This window comes from Vibrio splendidus, assembly GCF_024347615.1.
In the GTDB taxonomy this organism is placed as follows: Bacteria; Pseudomonadota; Gammaproteobacteria; order Enterobacterales; family Vibrionaceae; genus Vibrio; species Vibrio splendidus.
In genome coordinates, this window is the sequence record NZ_AP025508.1 from 1706979 (window position 1) to 1725358 (window position 18380).

At 43.5% G+C, this 18380-nt stretch carries 15 protein-coding genes and 1 pseudogene; 4 read left to right on the forward strand and 12 right to left on the reverse strand.

The window, feature by feature from the left end:
• Position 1: 1 nt before the first annotated feature.
• Genes OCU90_RS07590 through OCU90_RS07600 form a run of 3 tightly spaced genes read right to left on the reverse strand, consistent with a single transcriptional unit; the run spans position 2 to position 5273 of the window.
• Entirely contained in the window at positions 2-2320 is a 2319-nt protein-coding gene (locus tag OCU90_RS07590) for a hypothetical protein (protein WP_061026079.1), read from the reverse strand.
• Positions 2317-3963 carry a hypothetical protein gene (locus OCU90_RS07595; protein WP_061026081.1) on the reverse strand — a complete coding sequence of 549 codons (1647 nt, stop codon included), beginning with the start codon at positions 3961-3963 and terminating at the stop codon, positions 2317-2319. Before OCU90_RS07595 ends, OCU90_RS07590 begins: the two co-directional genes overlap by 4 nt.
• Positions 3960-5273, reverse strand: coding sequence for a tyrosine-type recombinase/integrase (locus OCU90_RS07600; protein WP_061026083.1), 1314 nt, complete (start codon positions 5271-5273; stop codon positions 3960-3962). The genes OCU90_RS07595 and OCU90_RS07600 overlap by 4 nt, the downstream gene beginning before the upstream one ends.
• Before the next feature lie 132 nt (positions 5274-5405).
• Here OCU90_RS07600 and OCU90_RS07605 point away from each other — a divergent pair.
• Positions 5406-5981: pseudogene (locus OCU90_RS07605) on the forward strand (helix-turn-helix domain-containing protein); the annotation flags it as partial.
• A 4-nt stretch (positions 5982-5985) separates the two neighbouring features.
• On the opposite strand, the gene OCU90_RS07610 reads toward OCU90_RS07605, so the two are convergent.
• Positions 5986-6936: a hypothetical protein gene (locus OCU90_RS07610; RefSeq protein WP_061024930.1), complete on the reverse strand. Its 951-nt coding sequence runs from the start codon at positions 6934-6936 to the stop codon at positions 5986-5988.
• A gap of 39 nt (positions 6937-6975) precedes the next feature.
• Positions 6976-8310, reverse strand: a complete 1335-nt coding sequence (locus OCU90_RS07615; RefSeq protein WP_061024928.1) for a sphingomyelin phosphodiesterase — start codon at positions 8308-8310, stop codon at positions 6976-6978.
• Between the two features lie 401 nt (positions 8311-8711).
• Here OCU90_RS07615 and OCU90_RS07620 point away from each other — a divergent pair, with 401 nt between their 5' ends.
• On the forward strand, positions 8712-9233 hold the full coding sequence (locus OCU90_RS07620; protein ID WP_004734880.1) for a DUF2058 domain-containing protein: 522 nt from the start codon (positions 8712-8714) through the stop codon (positions 9231-9233).
• Positions 9234-9361: 128 nt separating this feature from the next.
• Here OCU90_RS07620 and OCU90_RS07625 read toward each other — a convergent pair whose 3' ends face one another.
• The 4 genes from OCU90_RS07625 to OCU90_RS07640 all read right to left on the reverse strand — a co-directional run bounded on the left by OCU90_RS07625 (position 9362) and on the right by OCU90_RS07640 (position 13752).
• Entirely contained in the window at positions 9362-9583 is a 222-nt protein-coding gene (locus OCU90_RS07625; protein WP_061024926.1) for a hypothetical protein, read from the reverse strand.
• Between the two features lie 220 nt (positions 9584-9803).
• The gene (locus OCU90_RS07630; protein ID WP_061024924.1) at positions 9804-11273 is read right to left on the reverse strand and encodes an aerolysin family beta-barrel pore-forming toxin; all 1470 of its coding nucleotides are present in this window, start codon (positions 11271-11273) and stop codon (positions 9804-9806) included.
• A 465-nt stretch (positions 11274-11738) separates the two neighbouring features.
• Positions 11739-12500, reverse strand: coding sequence for a YdcF family protein (locus OCU90_RS07635; protein ID WP_061024921.1), 762 nt, complete (start codon positions 12498-12500; stop codon positions 11739-11741).
• Between the two features lie 367 nt (positions 12501-12867).
• Entirely contained in the window at positions 12868-13752 is an 885-nt protein-coding gene (locus tag OCU90_RS07640; RefSeq protein WP_061024919.1) for a LysR family transcriptional regulator, read from the reverse strand.
• Positions 13753-13884: 132 nt separating this feature from the next.
• On the opposite strand from OCU90_RS07640, the gene OCU90_RS07645 reads away from it, so the two are divergent.
• Both OCU90_RS07645 and OCU90_RS07650 read left to right on the forward strand, forming a co-directional pair.
• The gene (locus OCU90_RS07645) at positions 13885-14895 is read left to right on the forward strand and encodes an aldo/keto reductase (protein ID WP_061024917.1); all 1011 of its coding nucleotides are present in this window, start codon (positions 13885-13887) and stop codon (positions 14893-14895) included.
• 9 nt (positions 14896-14904) lie between these two features.
• A complete protein-coding gene (locus tag OCU90_RS07650; RefSeq protein ID WP_061024914.1) occupies positions 14905-15297 on the forward strand; it encodes a GlcG/HbpS family heme-binding protein in 393 nt (130 codons plus the stop codon).
• A gap of 110 nt (positions 15298-15407) precedes the next feature.
• Here the strand turns inward: OCU90_RS07650 and OCU90_RS07655 are convergent, their stop codons facing one another.
• The 3 genes from OCU90_RS07655 to OCU90_RS26110 all read right to left on the reverse strand — a co-directional run bounded on the left by OCU90_RS07655 (position 15408) and on the right by OCU90_RS26110 (position 18366).
• Positions 15408-16781: an L-cystine transporter gene (locus OCU90_RS07655; protein ID WP_017092602.1), complete on the reverse strand. Its 1374-nt coding sequence runs from the start codon at positions 16779-16781 to the stop codon at positions 15408-15410.
• A 184-nt stretch (positions 16782-16965) separates the two neighbouring features.
• Positions 16966-17661, reverse strand: a complete 696-nt coding sequence (locus OCU90_RS07660) for an NAD-dependent epimerase/dehydratase family protein (protein WP_061024911.1) — start codon at positions 17659-17661, stop codon at positions 16966-16968.
• Positions 17662-17880: 219 nt separating this feature from the next.
• Positions 17881-18366 (reverse strand): pilus assembly FimT family protein, encoded by a 486-nt coding sequence (locus OCU90_RS26110; RefSeq protein WP_017083467.1) that lies wholly within the window; start codon positions 18364-18366, stop codon positions 17881-17883.
• Positions 18367-18380: the final 14 nt, after the last annotated feature.

The window sequence follows — 18380 nt, forward strand, 5'->3', positions numbered from 1 at the left end:
CCTAGAGTGAGTCCAGAAAGCCTAAGAAATTATCCGTTGCTTCATCTTGGTTTTTGTCGTTTTTTGCCTCAATAGCAGCTTGCAGGGCTTGCTCGGCATCAGGCAACGCTAACTTTTGCTCTTCCACCGTTTGGGTCTCTAAGTTAGTGATTCTTATGCTGTTTGAGCGAGCTAGCAAGCGCACCATACGACCTTCTTCTATTGCCTCATCGGACAGCACTTCAATGAGTTTTTTTAGCATGCAAGTATTGCGATAATAGGTTTTGTACCACTTGTGCTGCCCTTCACTTGTTTCAAAGTTGATAGACGCTTGAATCCTCTCCAAGTTGTGCGTTTGCACTTTCAAATCCTTTTGGAGTAAGTCTATTGCCTCCCTATCATGGGTTACATGACAAGAAGATGAGCATAACGCACATTGCGTCTCAAACTCCGACATATAAGTACAGGGTGAGAGGGCAAGGTTTTGATCGCAAAAGCCTGTTTCATGGACAAAAGTCGGTGTTTCATTGTCGATTGCCTTATTAAATTGATCCATGGTCGCAATACGAAGCTTTAGCTTATTTTCGATCTCGCTTTCTGGTTCATTAGAGTAAGAGATGTCCCCAATGACAGAAGCGTTCTGAGCGTCAGTGGTATGGATATAGGTCAGTGTTTGCTCGGCGCTTTTTCGGCCTGACAACATAGAAATAAGGTGGTGAGGCAGTCCTTTTTTAGCCAGAAGATCATTTTGCCAATGACGCAGTTGGTGCGGCTTGAGCAAAAAGTTGGATGAGAAGCCGTGTCGCTCAAAGAGCGTAAGCCGATTTTTGTTGACTTTTATTAGGTCACTAGAAAAGAGGCCACTTAGCGAACTGATAGGCACTAAAAAGAAAGGGTGTGCCGCTTTGCCGCCAAGCTGCTTTTGTGTGTAGGCAAATAGTGAGTTCTCAAAATTGACATACCTAGTTTGGTTTTTATTGTAACCTTTTAGGTGAGATTGATTCATCTCGATGGTGTGATTCTGAAATTCTGCCACGGTGAGTTCTTGCTTGCCTGCTGTGTACTTATCGTATTGACGCTGCATTGTAAAATTACATCCTGTAAGGGCTTGAGAGTAAGGGCAATTACTTTTAAACACCAGTGTGTCGAAGGCTTCGAGCTGTGCAATGGGCTTGATGAACTTTGGATGATGCGGTTTATATGTTCTATCTATTGCCCCCTTCGTATCAGCCGTGACGCGAGCACATTTGTCACTACCGTCAAAAAAGCCCAGCAGCAAACCAAGGTGTAATAGGTTGGTTGACTTGCTCATGGAAGGCTTAAGCAGGGCAATATTCTCATCACTGGGCTTGAATTCACCGAGCACTTCTTTCAGAGGGCGGTTCGGCTTTCGATAGAACCGAGCCAGCGCTCTTGCAGGCTCTGTAGCGAGAATAGTGTAGTGCAACGCTCTGTCTAAGCTATCGACCATTTCTGCATTAATGTGGTTGGCATTATCCTTGTACCCCTTCGAGCCTCGCCAGTTGAGGTAATGCACCGTTTTTTTCTTGCCATCGACAACTTGTGTATGAGGCTTTATGCGTTGCACTGTTAAAAGCACTTGCTCTGCGCCAATTCGATTGGGTGAAGCCATGCCAAGTGCTGCCATGGTGCAACTAAAGCTGTCTCGCTGCTTTTGCATTGGTAATAAAAGGGGTTGCCAAGCCTCAGCACCTTCCTTGTCACCATCCTGATAGGCTGGAATAACATCATAGAAGATAGCCCCGAGCGCCAGTAATGCGTTTTCCGACGGAAGCTTGTTTTGTTCCGCTTGCAATGCATCATCGCCACTTTTAGAGCGAAGTGTTTCAGCGTTAGTATTGATGTCGGGCTGACAGCTTTTCGCGAGCATTTTATGTTGACGAAGCCAGTTGATAAAAGCTGTTAAGTTAGTGCTGTATGTCATCAGGTTGATGGCAGATTGAATCCTTTCAAGGGTGGCGGTCGCGATATTCTCATTTAGGTGGCAAAGGAAGACTCTTGCGGCTGTGATTTTTGCTGTTTTATTGACTGTAGATGTGTTTTCTTTCAATATATCAAGTGCATAGGTAAATAATAAGTCATACATTTCAGGTGCTAATCGATCCTCATCCGTGAAGTGTGTTCCCACTTTTGGCATCTTTCTATTTAGATTACAAAACAAAATATTCTGGGTTCTGTCGTCACTGTCGGTAAACGTGACAGCAATATCCTCCCATGATGCAGGCTCACCTTGAGCGTTGGTAAATCCAATCAGAGGCTGCGCTTTCTTTTTGGCGATGTAAGTGTGTTGATTATCAATATAGCGGTTAATCTGACTCATTTGCACTCTCCCACCTTCATGGTTTTTCGTTCTTCGCACAGCATAATTGTCACTTTGATATAGAGAATAATGGTTTGCAGTCGTTTAACCGTAGCGGGGTGGCCTGATTGACTATTAATCGCCAGTTTACGCTCTGCCTTATCTAAATATTGCTGATGGTTTGTGGTTTCCAAAGGTCGAAAGTTATCACAGGGATAGCACCCCATTGGGGCGGCTCCCTTTGATTGACAGCTTGAGCAGTTGGCTGGGTTAAGCTTGTGCCCCATCTCTTCATTAAATGGGCTTTTCACTTTAAAGTCAGCGTGTTGCTGTAATTCTTTCGAAGATACGCTATCAAAACGTTGGATGACACTGTTACCCGCAAAGGCTTCGTCAATTTTGACTCGTTCAGGCGCTTTTAAATCAAGGTAATCTTGTATTGCCTCTACCGTGACACCTGTAATGGCAGCAACTTGCGCAGGGCTTAACCCCATCCAAGCGGCGAGGGTTAACTGGGTATGACGCCAGCGATTGTTTTTAAATGCAAGGGGCTTATGCGCTATTCGGTCACTTTTAATACTTAATTTTTTATTGAAGAGGTAAGCTATATTATGGGCAAGAGCAACCGAAGATAGGTGGAAAGCCTCTGATGTATCGCTCACGGATTGAAAGAGACTCTCCTTGGTATCAAATCCTACCGAGAATAAGCTTTGGTCTGGAAACAAGGGAAGTCGTTGCATCAGCTCTTTTGTTTCACTCTCAGAGAGGACAACGCCGCTCTTGCTCAATGAAGCGCAGAGGAAGGTTTCGTACATTTGGTAATACTGAAGCAACAATTCAGACAGATTTGGCTCCAGGCGATGAGAACGTGACTCGGCATCGACTCTAAACGCTCCATTTTTACCTTTGAAGGTTCGTAGGTGCAATTGCTCTACATCAGAAAAATGATGCTGTGTTAAAGGCTGCCAATCACGGTTGCTTTCTTTGTGCGACTTAAATGTTTGACCCACACGCAAAAGGTCACACCATTTAATTTTAACCAGTTGCGTAGGTCTTCTGACAATGGCCACCATCAACTGACAAGCCAGAACGTTTCTTAGGCGAGTGAAAGGCTTTGCTGTTGCAATCTCACTGCTGAGTGCATGGAGGGTTTCAATTCTTAGTGATTCAAGAAGGTTATCACGTTCGATTTCACTGTAAGCCCCCGTTGTTTCATCAAGGATATTTTTTGAGCCATCTTGTCTGCCTAAATTCTCATTCTTAACGAGGTCATAGAGCGGAGTAAGAAGATTGCTGCTGTACTCATGACTTCGTTTGTTAAATGCGTATAGGGTATTTTTTACTTTCTTTTTATAGTCCGTGAGTGTTAACCACCACGCCTCAAAAGTCGTTGGCTCTAAGTAATCGCAAATGGTTTTTAAGGTGCTGACATACCCATTTATGCTTGAATAAGCATAATGTTTGGCAGCGTGCGCGATAGCCAGTCGTAGGTCGAGAAAGGCTTCGCTATCTAACGCATTCATCCAGCCAAGGTTAAGCAGCTTCTTGTAGCCAAGCAACCATTCATCAGAAAAGAGATCAAACTCGTAACCCGTTTCTTTTGATTGAAAAGTTCGTTTACCTTCATAGCTTTTTTTTAAGCTTTTAAGTTCAGCGCTGTTCATTTGCTACCTCTCAGGTTGGGTACGGATTGGCTCAAGTTCTTGGATGAAATTTCAGCTACCGTCATGGCTAACTGGAACTCGTTGTAGACTGATGCCATTTTTGAATCTTCTACCCAACCCATCGCATATTTGCGAAGGTCTTCGATTTTATCCGGTGAGAACCCTTTGGCTTTGGCTTTGTTTTCAAAGATTTCATTCCACTTATGACGAAGTAGATGTGGATGTAGTGCTATCCCAACACAATCTCCAATCGTCTTAATGACTTTGTGAATTGCGTTGTAAGACATTGGCTTTCCGATAGTTCTTCCTTTTTCTGAGATGAAAACGAAATCATGTTCATGAGAGTTTGGTGTACTTTTGCGCACTGTTTCGATGTAGAGCTTAATCAGCTTCATTAAATCGTGAGAGATTGAAACAGATAATGCTTTTGTTTTGTTTGCAGCGGGAAGACGCCTTGTGTCCGTAGGGTCATCGGGGGTTCGGGTGAGCAGGAACCTAGGATTGTCCCAATCGTCCACTAAATCACTCACTTTCAATTTCAAGACAGCCCCAACACGAACACCTGTATCAATCAATATCTGGGTGATAATTTGATTTCGAAGCTTGCTCGACTTGAAGGGGTTGTTTGAAGAACGTTCTTGAATAACCTCTAATAAATTAAAAAATTTATCGGATGGAATGACCGATTCAAGGGGATCTTTTGTGATGGTATTGTCTTTTCGGGAGCTAGAAATTGCTGTACTGATGTAGAGTTTGAATTTATTAAATTGGTCATCCGTGGAGATTTGCTGTTCAGTCTCAGCTTTATCGTAGTGATGGCACACATATAAAAATTCAATGTAGGCTTTAAGACGGTTGAGGCGTTGATGAAAAGTATGCGCTGATACTTCTGGTTGACTGTTGGATGTCGCATGGATTGCATCCCTAATTCTTTTATCGGTAAGGCTAACTACAGTGCCGCTTTCGCTCTCATCCTCAGTGTCCACATAGAATTTACAAGCACGAATATAACCGTCTATTTCCTCGATAGATAGAAAAGAGCCACTTGCTACACGCTCGACAAGGTCAATGTTCTTTTGCATGAAGAAGCAGTACAAAAACTTCAACTCATAAGCATATTTCTTTCGAGTGTAGAATGATGGTAACTGTTTTGATTTCCCCTTTGAAAATGGGGACTTATGATTGCCATTGAGATAAGCGTTAAGGTGCAAGCAGCAAGGTAGACCACTCCCCCGAACAACTACGGGAAAAGAAGCGTTATTTATATCTTTGTATATCCTAACTTGAATACTTTCACTTAAACCAATCATTACAAAGCTCGTTATCAGTTACACATAATTACACCATATGTGCTTTTTTTATATTTGTAAAGCAAAAAAAAGGATTCCAACTGGAATCCCTATCTTTATCGTACGTTAGCTCTTTACGTTTTTTTTGGTGGAGAGTATTCAATCGTCTCTTTGTTCAAAGAACTGACTGGTCATGAGTTGGATATTCATACTTTGGCTTTGCCTTACGCTCGTCCCAATTACACCAAGCTTTATGACAACCGCTTCCAGTGCCCGGTGATTTTTGAGCAAAACCATTGTGAACTGCGTTTTGATGCCTCGGTTTTATCACAAACCTTATTGACTCATGATGCCGCGACACTGAAGCGCTATCTCGCGTCTTGCCAGTCGATAGTGGAAACGCTGGACTCTGAGCATCTGCTGACTAACCAAATCAAAACGATCTTTTATCAAACCGCAGGCAGTTTCCCGAATATTGAACAACTCGCGGATGAGTTTGGTTGTAGCTCTCGTACACTCAGGAGAGAGCTAGTGACCCATGATTCCAGTTATCAAATATTGCTTACCGAAGTTAGAGTGGAACTGGCCAAAGAGCTGTTACTCGGCACAACCATGAGTATCGATGACATCGGTGAAAGGCTCGGTTATAGCGACCCGGCAAATTTCAGAAGGGCGTTTAAAGGTTGGCTCAATAAAACGCCCGCTCAGTTTCGTGACGGTTTAAGTTAAAGCGTTACTTGCTAAAAAACTGCTCCCTGAAGTCGGATATTTGCTGTTGATAGTAACTGCCCCAATCGTGTTGAGTCCAAGTGGCATAACTTGAGCTTCGCTGAGAGTCTAAGGTCGCTTTGAGCTGATCCAGTTGCTCGTGATAACTCATCACGGTTTGTTGCTGTTGCGCGACTTGCTGTTCTCTTGCGGTAATGTTGCTGGCCTGCGCTTCATCTAAGTAGGCACCTTGGAGGTCGGCTTTGACTGATGCAACTTCAGCAGGGCTATAGCTGCTGGGTATCAAAGAGACTGCCAGTTCATATTTTTGAAGCTGTGTTTCGGCGTTTAACGTGCCCGTATTGTTTTGCCATTCACTAAGCAAATCTTGATAATTGGCCAAAAACTGGCTCGCTTCGTTCTCTTCAAGGGGGTTGGCGTCGAGCGTAAAATCTAGATGCGCAAACTGGTCTGCGAATAGCTGGTGGGCCAACTCTCCCCATACTTGCTGTGCAGACTGCTTGAATAAGGCAACACGATCTTCAAGAGTCTCTATGGATTCAAGTGGGATGGTACTTTGGGCTAATTGCCAGTCGACTGATAGCTGCGGATAGTCGCCCAGTAACTCAAACCATATACTCGGCAACTCTGATTTCAATCGTGCGAGTTGCTCAGTGCAGTCATCGCGTTGTTGGCAAAGCGCCCAAAACCCATCGAGTTCATCGAATAGAGCTTTACCTTCAAGTTCGCTTAAGTTTTCAACATGCGTTTCTCCGCCCGATGATTCTGCTTCGGGTTGTTTGTTCTGCGATGCTGCATTTCCCGAACTGGTGGTTGCAGTTGGTGTGAAATTATCGTCATCAGTTGTCGTAGAAACACGCGGCTTAGCTTCTGCGTGTTGAGCAGAAGATAGCGGTATTCCGTTCGATTTTGATGACCATGAGTAGCCAATAATGCTCGTCACCGCGACGAGCATTATGATTAATATAACTCGATGCATTATTGGTTCACCGAGTTACTTGATCACGGCGCTAACAGGGAAGTGGTCTGAAAGGTTGTAGTGCTTCCATAACTCACTGCTTGTTGAACGAGGAACATCAACGCGGTTATTGTTGTGAGTTTTTTGTGCGTACTCCGAACTCACCACTACGTAATCCAAGTATTCGACGTTTTCCCCGCCAGACATAGGTTCGCCTGCAAAGTTGTTGATACGAGGATCAAAGGTGGAAGCAGTATAACCTGAATACTCCGGCTCAGCGGCTTGCAGGTTAGCGAACATTTGTTGGTAGTCGCCTGGGAACTTCAGCTTGTTCACGTTGAAGTCACCGCTATAAATAACCGTCTCTGAAGTTGGTATTTCCAGTGATTGAGCAAGCTGACGCATCTGTTTAAATTGGCGCTGTCGGTAGTCACGAGCGGTATCGGTATCGAATGATGCCGTGTGGGTGCCGAAAACATGGTAAGCCTGACCATTCTTGATAACCTCCGCATAATTAACCCCCTTATCAGCGAAACAATCTGTGCCTGTACAATCAGGGAACACGTATTGCGCTTCGTTGACAATAGGGTAGCGGCTGACAATGATCACGCCGCCGTCATAGATGTTAATCCCATCTTTATCGAGCATTTTAGTTTGATAAGGATACTCTTTTGCAAGCTCACGTAGGAACTTATCTCGTCCGTTGGCAAACACCTCTTGAAGCGCCAGCACGTCGTAGCCCTTTACGTATTGAGGGAGCAGGTCATAGCGGTCACCAATATGTGAAGCGATGGCAGGCAGCGCCCAGATGTTGTAAGTCATGACTTTCAGTGTATTGGCATCCGGCTCTGGCTGCTCATCCACTTTGGGCGGGGTGATGGTGTAATAAATATCATCGTAGCGCGCCGTAGAATCGGCTTTAAGTGCTAGCTCTGCATTGACCCCGAATGCATCGGTTGTGCTGCGATGAATATTACGATCGTCATGCAACGTTAGGTTGACGTCTGCGGCACTCAAGCCATGTTGCAGTGTCGAGTTGTACCAATGACCCTTCATGGTTTGGTTGAGCGTGACACTCTCTCCTACAGCGTTCGATACTACAGTGTCAAACTCGTAGGTCTTCCCAGATTTCACACCAGTCCAGCGATTGAAACTGATCAGCTTCTTCGTCTCCCAAGGGCCAATCTGTTCAACATGTTGCTGCCACTCATCACCGAATTGAAGCTGGTCGGTACCCGTGTGATTGGTTTGAATCGTCATTACTTGGCTAGTGTTATTGGTCAGGTACACATCGGTATCTGCAATAGCCGAGGTTGAAATGAATGAAGCTGATGCAAGTATTGCACTCAGGCAAGTCCATTGAGTTTTCATTTTCACGTTATCCTTACTGATTGGTTTAAAGAATAACGTAGTAAAGAGTTGTGACATTGGAGTTATAACTCTATGGGAATTATCCAAATATTAGATATATGCCATGGTTTTATAAATTAGATTACTCATTGAAAATTAACATATTGCTTTGCCTGAATGATAAGTGATACGCGCGCACGCTAAAAAACAGAGGAACGATTTGGGTTTGAGGGTAAGTCACTATTGGTTGTTTTCGTGGAAATCATAGGTCGGTAAATAACCAGAAATGGATGCTGTGAATCACGATAAGGGAAAACGCTAACCGCCTTGCTCTATCAGCATAAATTTTGCCATTGTTCAGTAAACAGATTCCTCAAAAACAGGTATGATAGTGTCGTTTTTAATCCTGAACTGGGAAAGTCATGGCAAAGTTAACACTCCAAGAGCAAATGCTTAAAGCTGGCTTGGTAAATGAGAAAAAATTAAAGAAGGCGAAGAAGGGCTCTAAAAAGTCTCGCGTTCAGTCTCGTGAAGCAAAAGCGGCAGCAGAAGAAACTAAACTGGCGCAGCAAGCGAAAGACAAAGAGTTAAACCAACAGTTGAAAGAACAGCAGTTGAGCAAAGAAATTAAAGCTCAAGTGAAGCAACTGATTGAGATGAACAAGATCGAACAGAAGAATGGTGAGATCAAATACAACTTCACCGACGGTACGCTAGTTAAATACCTTTACGTAGAAGATCTGACTCAAAAGCAACTAAGTAAAGGCATTCTAAGTATCGCGCGTCAAGGCGAAAGCTATGTTGTTATCCCTACTGCGGTAGCGAACAAGATCGCGATGCGTGACGAAGAATCTATTGTTGATACTCAAGCTTCAAGCTCTGATGAAGTAGACGAAGATGACCCGTACAAAGACTTCGTGATCCCAGATGATCTAATGTGGTAGTCCGTTTTACCTAGCTCCATTCTAATGGCTAGCTAAGTTTACAGGATCTAAGAATGCAGCGAACAATCATTCGATTGGCGCTGCATTTTTTTTGGCGCGAAATGACTTCAACAAATCTTTAATTACGTTTAGTGTTCTGACATGCCGTAAACAAGGCTATCAGAAGCATTTGCATGATTGATAAAATCAGCATTAGCGCGCTGTTCGTGTTGGTCATAGCCATCGAAGTAACAGTCACCAATTTCATTGCGCGGGCAAACGTGAATGTGGTCTTTGATGACCAGTTCGGTAGAACAACATGGGCAGTGTTTTACATGTCCAGTGAGTCCCGTAGATCGATTTGGTTTCATACATCCTCCTGATAGGCACTGTAATCTAATTGCCTATTTGCACCCTAAGTTACGCAAATTAGTGTGTCGTTATGATTTCACTTTTAAGTCAGTGAAAAATGATTCAGAGAGTGAATATCTAGGCATCAATGCAGATGTTCGACCGAGAGAATGTAAGACGAATCAAGCCCAGAGCAGACGCAATGGGCTTGGAATAACAGCTGAACTATTTCTAATGGGTTTATTGCTGCGCAGGGTTAATCACAAGTTGAGCATCTTGATACCCAAGTTGAGCGAGGGTGTCAAGGTTGAAATCAGTCACTATTTTAATATCACCCGCGTAGTAGGTCTCGTGATTGTTGAACGTCGTTGTATCGAATGAATCAACAGAATGCTCAGCGCCGATATCTATCATCCCTGAATATTGAGATTCAGCACTGAATTGACCAGACACGTGAGAGTAGAACGGACGGACACTTGCTCCTGCGGCGTACTGCATGCTACTCAAGCCATTGGTGTTGATTGCCCAACTCCAGTCCCACCATTTCATCTCTCCAGGAATATAGCGGTGGTCCCATTGGTAGCGGATATTGGCTTGATCTTCGCTGGTGGTTCCCATCGTAAAGGTGTGTGAGACAGTAGGGCGGTTTGTTGGATGTGAGCTCAGCGCATTGCCGCTATAACGAAGAAAACCTGTGAAGCTCACGTCGTAACTCATGTTGGTTTTGATGCGGTATGGGTAAGAGATGGTAGAGCGTAAGAACTCGACTTGAAAAGGCAGCACGGAGTGAGCAGGCACGGTAATGATGGCTTGCAGTTCTGTCGGCTCAAAACGAGTGCCACTGTTGGTATCGGAGAAACGTTGGCCTTCTTCTAGCGCGACTCTTACCTCAGTTTTTCCAACTTGTGGCCAGTGAAAGGTCTCATCAATGACGACTGAATCAGCAAGGTCGAAGCGCTGTGTTTTACTCCATTGTGTTGATTGCTCAAAATGAAGGTCGACGACGATTTGTTTAGGCTGAGCGCTATCATTGATTGCATAAGCCGAGACGGTTTCAATCAGCTCTTGGTCGGTCTCTGTTATAGAGCCGTGTAAAAAGGATGTGTTATCAAGCGTGTAAGCGAAGTTATCGACAGTGATGGTTGTCTTCTCATTACAACGCTCACCGGTACAGCTTCCATTGTTATTCCCTTTGATCTCCCAACCATGGCTAAGTTGCTCTATTGCCATATCTTGACCGACGTAACGCCCGTTATTGCCGCTAACCCAAGCGTAACCAAGACTATGAGCCAAGTAACTTAGCGGCCTGATAAAGTTCGTGTCGTCATTGACTAAAACTCGTTGAACTTCAAGGTTACTGTTCTCTTGAATAGCTTGTGCTTCGTAGTATGGCAAGCCCGCTTCTGGTGTATTGGGGTAGCACCAGGTTTTGTCGCTTGGTTGACCTGGTTTAATGAGGCCATGATAGCCGGAGCCCATGATCACCCAATCATGCTGAAGGCCAACAATGTCCCAAACATTCATGCGGGATATCAGGGCTGTTTTATGTTCTTGAGCTTCTGAATTGTTGAGAGCGCGATAGTCGAAACGACAGATATCTTCTCCAAGTTTATCTAAGACGATTTGGTCTGAGTATATCTTCGCATGAGCTGTAAAAGAGATTACCGATAGGGCAGTGCTAAATAGAATGGTTCTACTGACGTTAATCATTAATAAGTTCCTAAATGCCATTATTTGGCTATTTTTATTAGAATCGAGTTATTAGATTTTATTGATATTATTTAAAGCCGAGGGTTACTAGCGGGGTGTACTCTGTCATATAAAACAATGCCAAAAATACTGAAATGAATTGAAAATAAATACTTATAATTATCAGTTGCTTATGTTGATTGGCTTGTTGTTTGATAAAGGATTATCTCGATTGTTTTCAATTAGTTTCAACTATCAAAATATTAGGTGGTTGATTGTTGAACGTTTATATTTTCGTAGCCTTGCCATTTGGAAAATTGGCTGAGTGATTAGCTAGCAGGAATGATTGCCGAATGGTAAGAACAGACGTAAATGAGAATAAGAAACGGTGTTGTGATAGGTAGGATCTAAGAATGCAGCCAACAACCTTTCGATTATTGCTGCATCTTTGTTTTATATGGCTCTAGCTAACTCAATTGAACGTGATTAAGCATCACCTGGCTGTTCGCGTTTGCTGTTCCAACCCATAAAGTTGTAGATGTTGTAACGAGCAAAGCCTATCTGTTCATGCAAAGCAAAATCTGTGACCGCAAAGTTGTACCATAGTGGCAACCACGAAACTTGAGCTGCCATATAATCAGCTCTTACTGGAATAACGTTTAAGCCGAAGTGGTTGAAGTAGAGCTCGCTGCGACGAATATGCAGGCCAGACGAAACTAACACAATGTTATCGAATTTATGATGCTTCATTAGGTCACTAGTGAGCTGTGCATTCTTCCAAGTGTTGACACTATTTGGCTCTTGAATGATGTCACCCATCGGAACGCCAAGTCTCAGCAATTGTTGTTGATAAACTTCTGCTTCGGTAACACCGTTATTTTGTGCATCGCCACCACTGATGATCACTTTGCATGTGGTTTGGGCTATGGCGCAATCTTTATATTGGCTTGCGGCTTCGTTGATTCTGCCGAAAGAGAAAAAGGCTGGCTCGAACTCTTGCGTGCTTTTAATTAACTGCGTTCCCGCACCCAGAAGAACAATAGCGTTATTGTCAGACCATTGGATATCAGGCTTATTTTCGTAATCGGCTTGTAGGTCGTTCAGTAAGTAACGAGGAATTAAGCCTGAACCAATCAACACAAATGACGATATAAGAACAAGAGATAAAAACAGAGAGGTTTTTCGCCACTGAAGTAAACGTGTAAAGCCTACGAATAGCAGAAGAAGTAATAATATAATAAAGCTCATGAGGATCCTGTTATCGAACTGGTGCCAAAATGATGTGACATACTGAAGCGGTGCATCATATATCAGTTATGTTAATCGTTCATAGATAACTCATTGTATTATTGAACAAATGCACGATTTCTTTCTATCAAGAACAATCATCGATGAGAGCATTCGAAAAAATCGCTTTATTATTGTTCGATAATACCATTCTAAATATAGGTATATAAATCAAGAGGGTTATTTAAACCTTATTTCGTGTTATTTGATTTATCTGTTCATCGGTTTCCGTTTCTTCAACTCGTTAACTCAGCTTTCATATTCTTAAACTACCAAATCTTCAAGCTCTTAAATGATCGAGCTCTTAAGTTTTCAAGCTCTTAAATTATCAAGCTCTCAAGTTTTCGAAGTAATGCTGAACAAATTTAACGAACACTTGGTGTTTCTTTGCCGGATAAATAACTTGCGGATAGAAAAGGTAAATACTGTTGCCTTGTTGCAGACATTCATCAGGCAGCACTTGCTCTAACTCTCCAAGATCGACCTCTTTCGCAGCGTAGTAACTTGCAATACGGATGATGCCACTGCCTGCCATAGCTTGTTGTTTGAGCAAGTGGTTGTCATTGCTTGAAAGCCAACCGGACACATCAATATTTGCCGATTTTAAAGGCCACTCGGTTTGGTGCAGCGTTGCTAAGCATTGATGGTCATTTAAGTCGTTGGCATTGTTGGGGCGGCCAAACTGATCAAGATAGCCAGGAGTCGCGACTAAATCATGCTGATAGCTAATCAAGTGTTTCGCCACCATGTTGTCAGGTGGAGTATTGGTGGCACGAAACGCGATATCGATATCATCTTGATTGAGATTAAAGTTGGTGTAGCTGCTGTTTATCTCAAAACGGATTTCTGGATATTGCTGCCTAAACTGTTGGCAGATATCGAATAGATATACCTCAGTAAACATCTTTGGCGCAGTGAGGCGTAATAGACCTTTTACGATGTCGTGTTGCTCAGAAACACTGCGTTCAAGCTGTAAGACTTGCGAACGAATCGTTAAGCCTTGCTGTAAGGCGCGTTCTCCTTCTTGAGTTAAACGAACACTGCGCGTGGTTCTGACCAAAAGCGGGCACTGTAAGTCGTTTTCTAAACGTTTGATCTGTTCAGAAAGGTAGCTCTTAGATATACCGAGTTTTTCGGCTGCCTTGGTAAAGTTAAGTTGCTGAGCCAGTTCTACAAACAGGATCAGTCTTTCTATTCTTTTGTGTTCGTTCATTCGCGCGTTCCTACCAATCTATTGTTCGTCATATCAAACAATCATTTCGTAACTAGCATATTCTGTTTTTTTAAAAGAACAATATGATAGAGGCATATTTCTGGTCAGCAAATCTTCTAAGCGAGAATCGATATGACGAACAGCACTGAATCTACAAACAAAACGAGTGATAAAAAGAGTATCCCATTATCAAACCATCTACCGAATGTTGGGCAAATTGCCTATGGTTGCATGGGCTTAGGTGGTGGATGGAATGATAATCCAGTGAATAGTGCGGATGTTGCTCAAACACGAAACGTAATCGACACAGCATTAGAATCGGGTATTAATTTATTCGACCATGCGGACATCTATACCTTCAGCAAAGCTGAGCAAGCCTTTGGTCAAGCATTACAACAAGCGCCTGATCTGCGTGAACAGATGTTCATTCAATCTAAGTGTGGGATTCGTTTTGAAGGCGGGGGCAATGTTGGTCGTTATGATTTCTCGGCTGATTGGGTAAGCCAATCGGTAGACGGTATTCTCAACCGATTGAATACTGAAAAGCTCGATGTACTGCTATTACATCGTCCTGATCCTTTGATGGAACTTGATGAGCTGGCAAGAGTGTTAGAGAACTTAAAAGCGCAAGGTAAGGTCGATTTCTTTGGTGTGTCAAACATGAACAGCCATCAAGTTCAGTACCTACAATCTGCGCTCGGGCAGCCCATTGTCGCGAATCAAGTTGAGATGAGCTTAGCCAAGCTGGATTGGTTGAACGATGGGGTGATGATTAACTCGCAAGGGCACCATCAATCAGACTTCGCCGCAGGCACCCTTGAACATTGCCAAATGAATAACATCCAACTGCAAGCTTGGGGTTGTTTGGCACAAGGCCGATTTGCTGAGCAAGGTTTGTATTCAGAACATGAAAACGTGAAAAAGACGGCGCACTACGTGGCTCAGTTAGCAAACCAATATGGCGTAGAAAGTGAAGCGATTGTGTTGGCATTTTTGCTTCGTCACCCTGCTCGTATCCAACCTGTTATTGGCACCACAAACCTAGAGCGAATCAAAGCTTCATCGGTAGCGACTCAGATAAGTCTGTCTCGTGAAGAGTGGTACAACTTATACGTGTACTCACGTGGCCAAGCACTGCCATAAGGAATGAGCATGTTGAATCAAAAGATCGCACAACAGTTGGTGTCTAACGCTCTCGATATTGCTGAGCATAATCAACAAGCAATTGCGGTGAGCGTGTGTGATACGCACGGAGAGTTATTGGCGTTTATTCGCATGGATAATGTGAGCGTACAAGCCGGGTTGTTAGCACAGAACAAAGCTTATACGTCTGCAAGAGACAGACAGCCAAGCGGTAACTTAGGTGCTTGGGCGAGAGAAACCGGTAAAGACTTAAGTTACTGGACCGACTCAAAGATCACTGGCTTTAAAGGCGGTGTTCCCATTGAGATAAAGGGGCAGGTGATTGGCGCTATTGGTATCAGTGGATTGAGTGAAGATGACGATGAAGCACTGGCTGAGAAAGTGATTCAGTTGTTGCTTTAGGTTCTGCCGTTTACAAAGTGACTCTGATAAAAGACAGATAATAAAAAACCGATGCATTTGCATCGGTTTTTTGTTTAACGAGACTCAAGTTATTGAATCAATCGAATCCATTAAGCGTTCGCTTGTTCCAGATCTTGTTGCTTGTCTTTCTTACCCATTAGGCGGCTTGTGATCGTACCGGCTGTCATTGCACCAGATACGTTAAGCGCTGTACGTGCCATATCGATAAGGGGTTCGATAGATATAAGCAGTGCTGCAATCGTTACAGGAAGGCCCATAGCAGGAAGTACGATAAGCGCCGCGAACGTTGCACCGCCACCTACACCAGCAATACCGAATGAGCTCACTGTAATGATAGCAATTAGAGACAGAATGAAGTTGATATCCATTGGGTCGATACCAACCGTAGGCGCAACCATGACTGCTAGCATGGCAGGGTAGATACCCGCACAACCATTCTGACCAATCGTCGCCCCGAAAGTTGCAGACAGGTTAGCAATCGCTGGTGGCACATTTAGCTTAGTGATTTGAGCTTCAACGTTCAGTGGAATCGTTGCAGCAGAACTACGCGAAGTGAAAGCGAACGTTAGGACAGGCCAGATTTTTTGGAAGTACTCTTTTGGGTTTACACCAACAAAAGAAACCAACACACCGTGAACAACAAACATCAGGATGATTGCTACGTAAGAAGCAACGATGAAACCCAGTAGGCTTAGGATGTCTGAAGCACTCGATGTTGCGACTACTTTCGCCATTAACGCAGCGATGCCGTATGGCGTGAGTGCCATGATCATCTTAACTAAGCGCATAACGATAGATTGAGCAGCGTCAACGAAAGTACGGATCGGTGATTCTAGCTCTTCTTTCTCAGCCATTACTTTACGAGCAGCAATGCCTGTAAGCACACCGAAGATAACCACCGCGATGATAGACGTAGAGCGAGCACCGGTTAGATCAGCAAACGGGTTAGTTGGAATGAAGCTAATCAGCATTTGTGGAATAGTTAGGTCAGACACGCTTCCCATGCGGCTTTCTAGTGTTGCGATACGAGCTGTTTCACGCGCGCCCTCTGTTAAGCCTTCAGCCGAAAGACCGAATGCTTGAGCCACTGCAATACCAACAATTGCAGAGATCGCTGTTGTTGCGAGTAATACTGAAATAGTGATACCAGAAATCTTGCCCAGTGAACCGCCTTTTTCAAGCTTCACCACCGCCGCAATCATTGAAACCAAGACTAATGGCATGATTACCATTTTAAGTAATCCAACGTAACCACGACCAACGATGTTTACCCAGTCTAGTGTCTCTTTGATGATGGGATTGCCTTCACCAAATAGCAGCTGTAGACCAAGGCCAAATGCACTACCAAAAACTAAACCGAGTAAAACGAGGCGAGAAAGTGTGTTTTCTTTTTTCTGCTGTCCGTAGAGAAAAAAGAGGATACCAGTGAATACCGCTAAGGCAGCGATAGCTGAAAATGACATTTGTTTTCCTTATGAATAACTCTAAATCAATTAGGCACCTAGATGTATAGGTGTCAGTACTGCTGCTAAAATAACGTTCTGTTACAAAACGTAAAATAAGGAAAAGTAATTTATTAGAACGATTAGTAATATCCACTCAATGGTATGGGTGGATATTCAACATTGTGATGAATAGGTGAGCTTTTTAGCGATATTTTGCCAATAAATTGAGCATGTCACTTGACGAGTAAATTTCGGTATTTTTGAAATTATTTTCGAATAATCGGAACAACATTGCCTTCGCGACGTCTTCCGCTTGAATAGGGCGTAGGTTTTTGAACTGACCAAACATAAAGGGAGAGACTAAAGGAAAGATGCTTTGCAGGAGTTTTTCATCGGCTCTTGGTTCATCACGTTCACCAACCAGCGGCCCCGGACGTGCGATGAAAAGCTGCTTGAAGCCAATACGTTTTAAGTTTTGCTCCATTTGCCCTTTGCAACGAAGGTAGTGTGAATAAGAATCTGGCGAAGCGCCATAGCTCGAAACGACGGCAACGCGTTGTACCCCAAGAAACTTCATCGACTGTGCAACCTGGCTAACCAATTCAACATCGACTTTGCGAAGTGCTTCTTTTGATCCTGCCTTTTTCTTAGTCGTACCTAAGCAGATAACGCCAAGTTTAGGCGTCGCATTCGTATCATCCCAACTGGTAACTTGCAGGTCGCTGTTAATAAGGGTGTGGAGCTTGTTGGAGTCAAACTTTGCATTGAGGGATCTGCGGGATAACGCATAGATATTGTCGACCGCGGGTTCATCAATGAGTTGCCTCATCACATGATGACCAATTAGCCCGGTTGCACCAGCCACAACAACCGATGTTTTGTCTCCAGCAATGCTCATGGTTCTCCCTAACACTCAAGTAAGTCACTGTTGTAATTTAAACCTTCTTATTCAATGACGAAAACTTGTTCGCTTTTAATGTGAAGGCACATGCAAATTAATTGTCAGTTATCAATATTAGCTATGGAAAAATAATGTTATGGAAACAAAAAGCCCGTATTTGCGGGCTTAAAGAGTTCAGACGACATAATGATCATGCGAAATTTTTAAACGAGGAGGTTAACACCCGTCATAGAATTTATTGATTGTCAGATCGCCAATGTTGATGACTTGGCTTTGATTCGATGTGTAAGATCGTGTGAATTGAACAAAACAGTTATAGCTTCCCAACTCTCCAAACTTCCTTTCTCTGCCTGTGTAGACAATAAGGGTAGGGTTAAATTGAGGTCCGTAGCTCAATAGATGGTAGTTTTCCGTTTCCATAGCGTTTTCAACATTGTCAGAGTCGAGAGCGATCGTTCCCCATCGTATCCAAATATTTTGATCTGAGAGCTTTGCTAGTTTTTCCTTCTCTAATCCTTCAATAGTGGCTTTACCCATCACGATTTCGTTTGTTGCGTTGAAAGCGCCAATGAATCCATCGAGTGTGGCTATCCTGGCATCAGAGTTCAGGTTCAAAAATCGTGGTGCTGCAGTCACTGAGAGAATGCCTAAAATGATGATAGTCACCACCATTTCAATTAACGTGAAGCCTTTGTTTTCCATAAGTACCCTTAATA

Bases quoted from the DNA above. Each gene is read 5' to 3' on its own strand.
- OCU90_RS07590 (WP_061026079.1), bottom strand. From the start codon at position 2,320: ATGAGTCAGATTAACCGCTATATTGATAATCAACACACTTACATCGCC.
- OCU90_RS07595 (WP_061026081.1), bottom strand. From the start codon at position 3,963: ATGAACAGCGCTGAACTTAAAAGCTTAAAAAAAAGCTATGAAGGTAAA.
- OCU90_RS07600 (WP_061026083.1), bottom strand. From the start codon at position 5,273: ATGATTGGTTTAAGTGAAAGTATTCAAGTTAGGATATACAAAGATATA.
- OCU90_RS07610 (WP_061024930.1), bottom strand. From the start codon at position 6,936: ATGCTCGTCGCGGTGACGAGCATTATTGGCTACTCATGGTCATCAAAA.
- OCU90_RS07615 (WP_061024928.1), bottom strand. From the start codon at position 8,310: ATGAAAACTCAATGGACTTGCCTGAGTGCAATACTTGCATCAGCTTCA.
- OCU90_RS07620 (WP_004734880.1), top strand. From the start codon at position 8,712: ATGGCAAAGTTAACACTCCAAGAGCAAATGCTTAAAGCTGGCTTGGTA.
- OCU90_RS07625 (WP_061024926.1), bottom strand. From the start codon at position 9,583: ATGAAACCAAATCGATCTACGGGACTCACTGGACATGTAAAACACTGC.
- OCU90_RS07630 (WP_061024924.1), bottom strand. From the start codon at position 11,273: ATGATTAACGTCAGTAGAACCATTCTATTTAGCACTGCCCTATCGGTA.
- OCU90_RS07635 (WP_061024921.1), bottom strand. From the start codon at position 12,500: ATGAGCTTTATTATATTATTACTTCTTCTGCTATTCGTAGGCTTTACA.
- OCU90_RS07640 (WP_061024919.1), bottom strand. From the start codon at position 13,752: ATGAACGAACACAAAAGAATAGAAAGACTGATCCTGTTTGTAGAACTG.
- OCU90_RS07645 (WP_061024917.1), top strand. From the start codon at position 13,885: ATGACGAACAGCACTGAATCTACAAACAAAACGAGTGATAAAAAGAGT.
- OCU90_RS07650 (WP_061024914.1), top strand. From the start codon at position 14,905: ATGTTGAATCAAAAGATCGCACAACAGTTGGTGTCTAACGCTCTCGAT.
- OCU90_RS07655 (WP_017092602.1), bottom strand. From the start codon at position 16,781: ATGTCATTTTCAGCTATCGCTGCCTTAGCGGTATTCACTGGTATCCTC.
- OCU90_RS07660 (WP_061024911.1), bottom strand. From the start codon at position 17,661: ATGAGCATTGCTGGAGACAAAACATCGGTTGTTGTGGCTGGTGCAACC.
- OCU90_RS26110 (WP_017083467.1), bottom strand. From the start codon at position 18,366: ATGGAAAACAAAGGCTTCACGTTAATTGAAATGGTGGTGACTATCATC.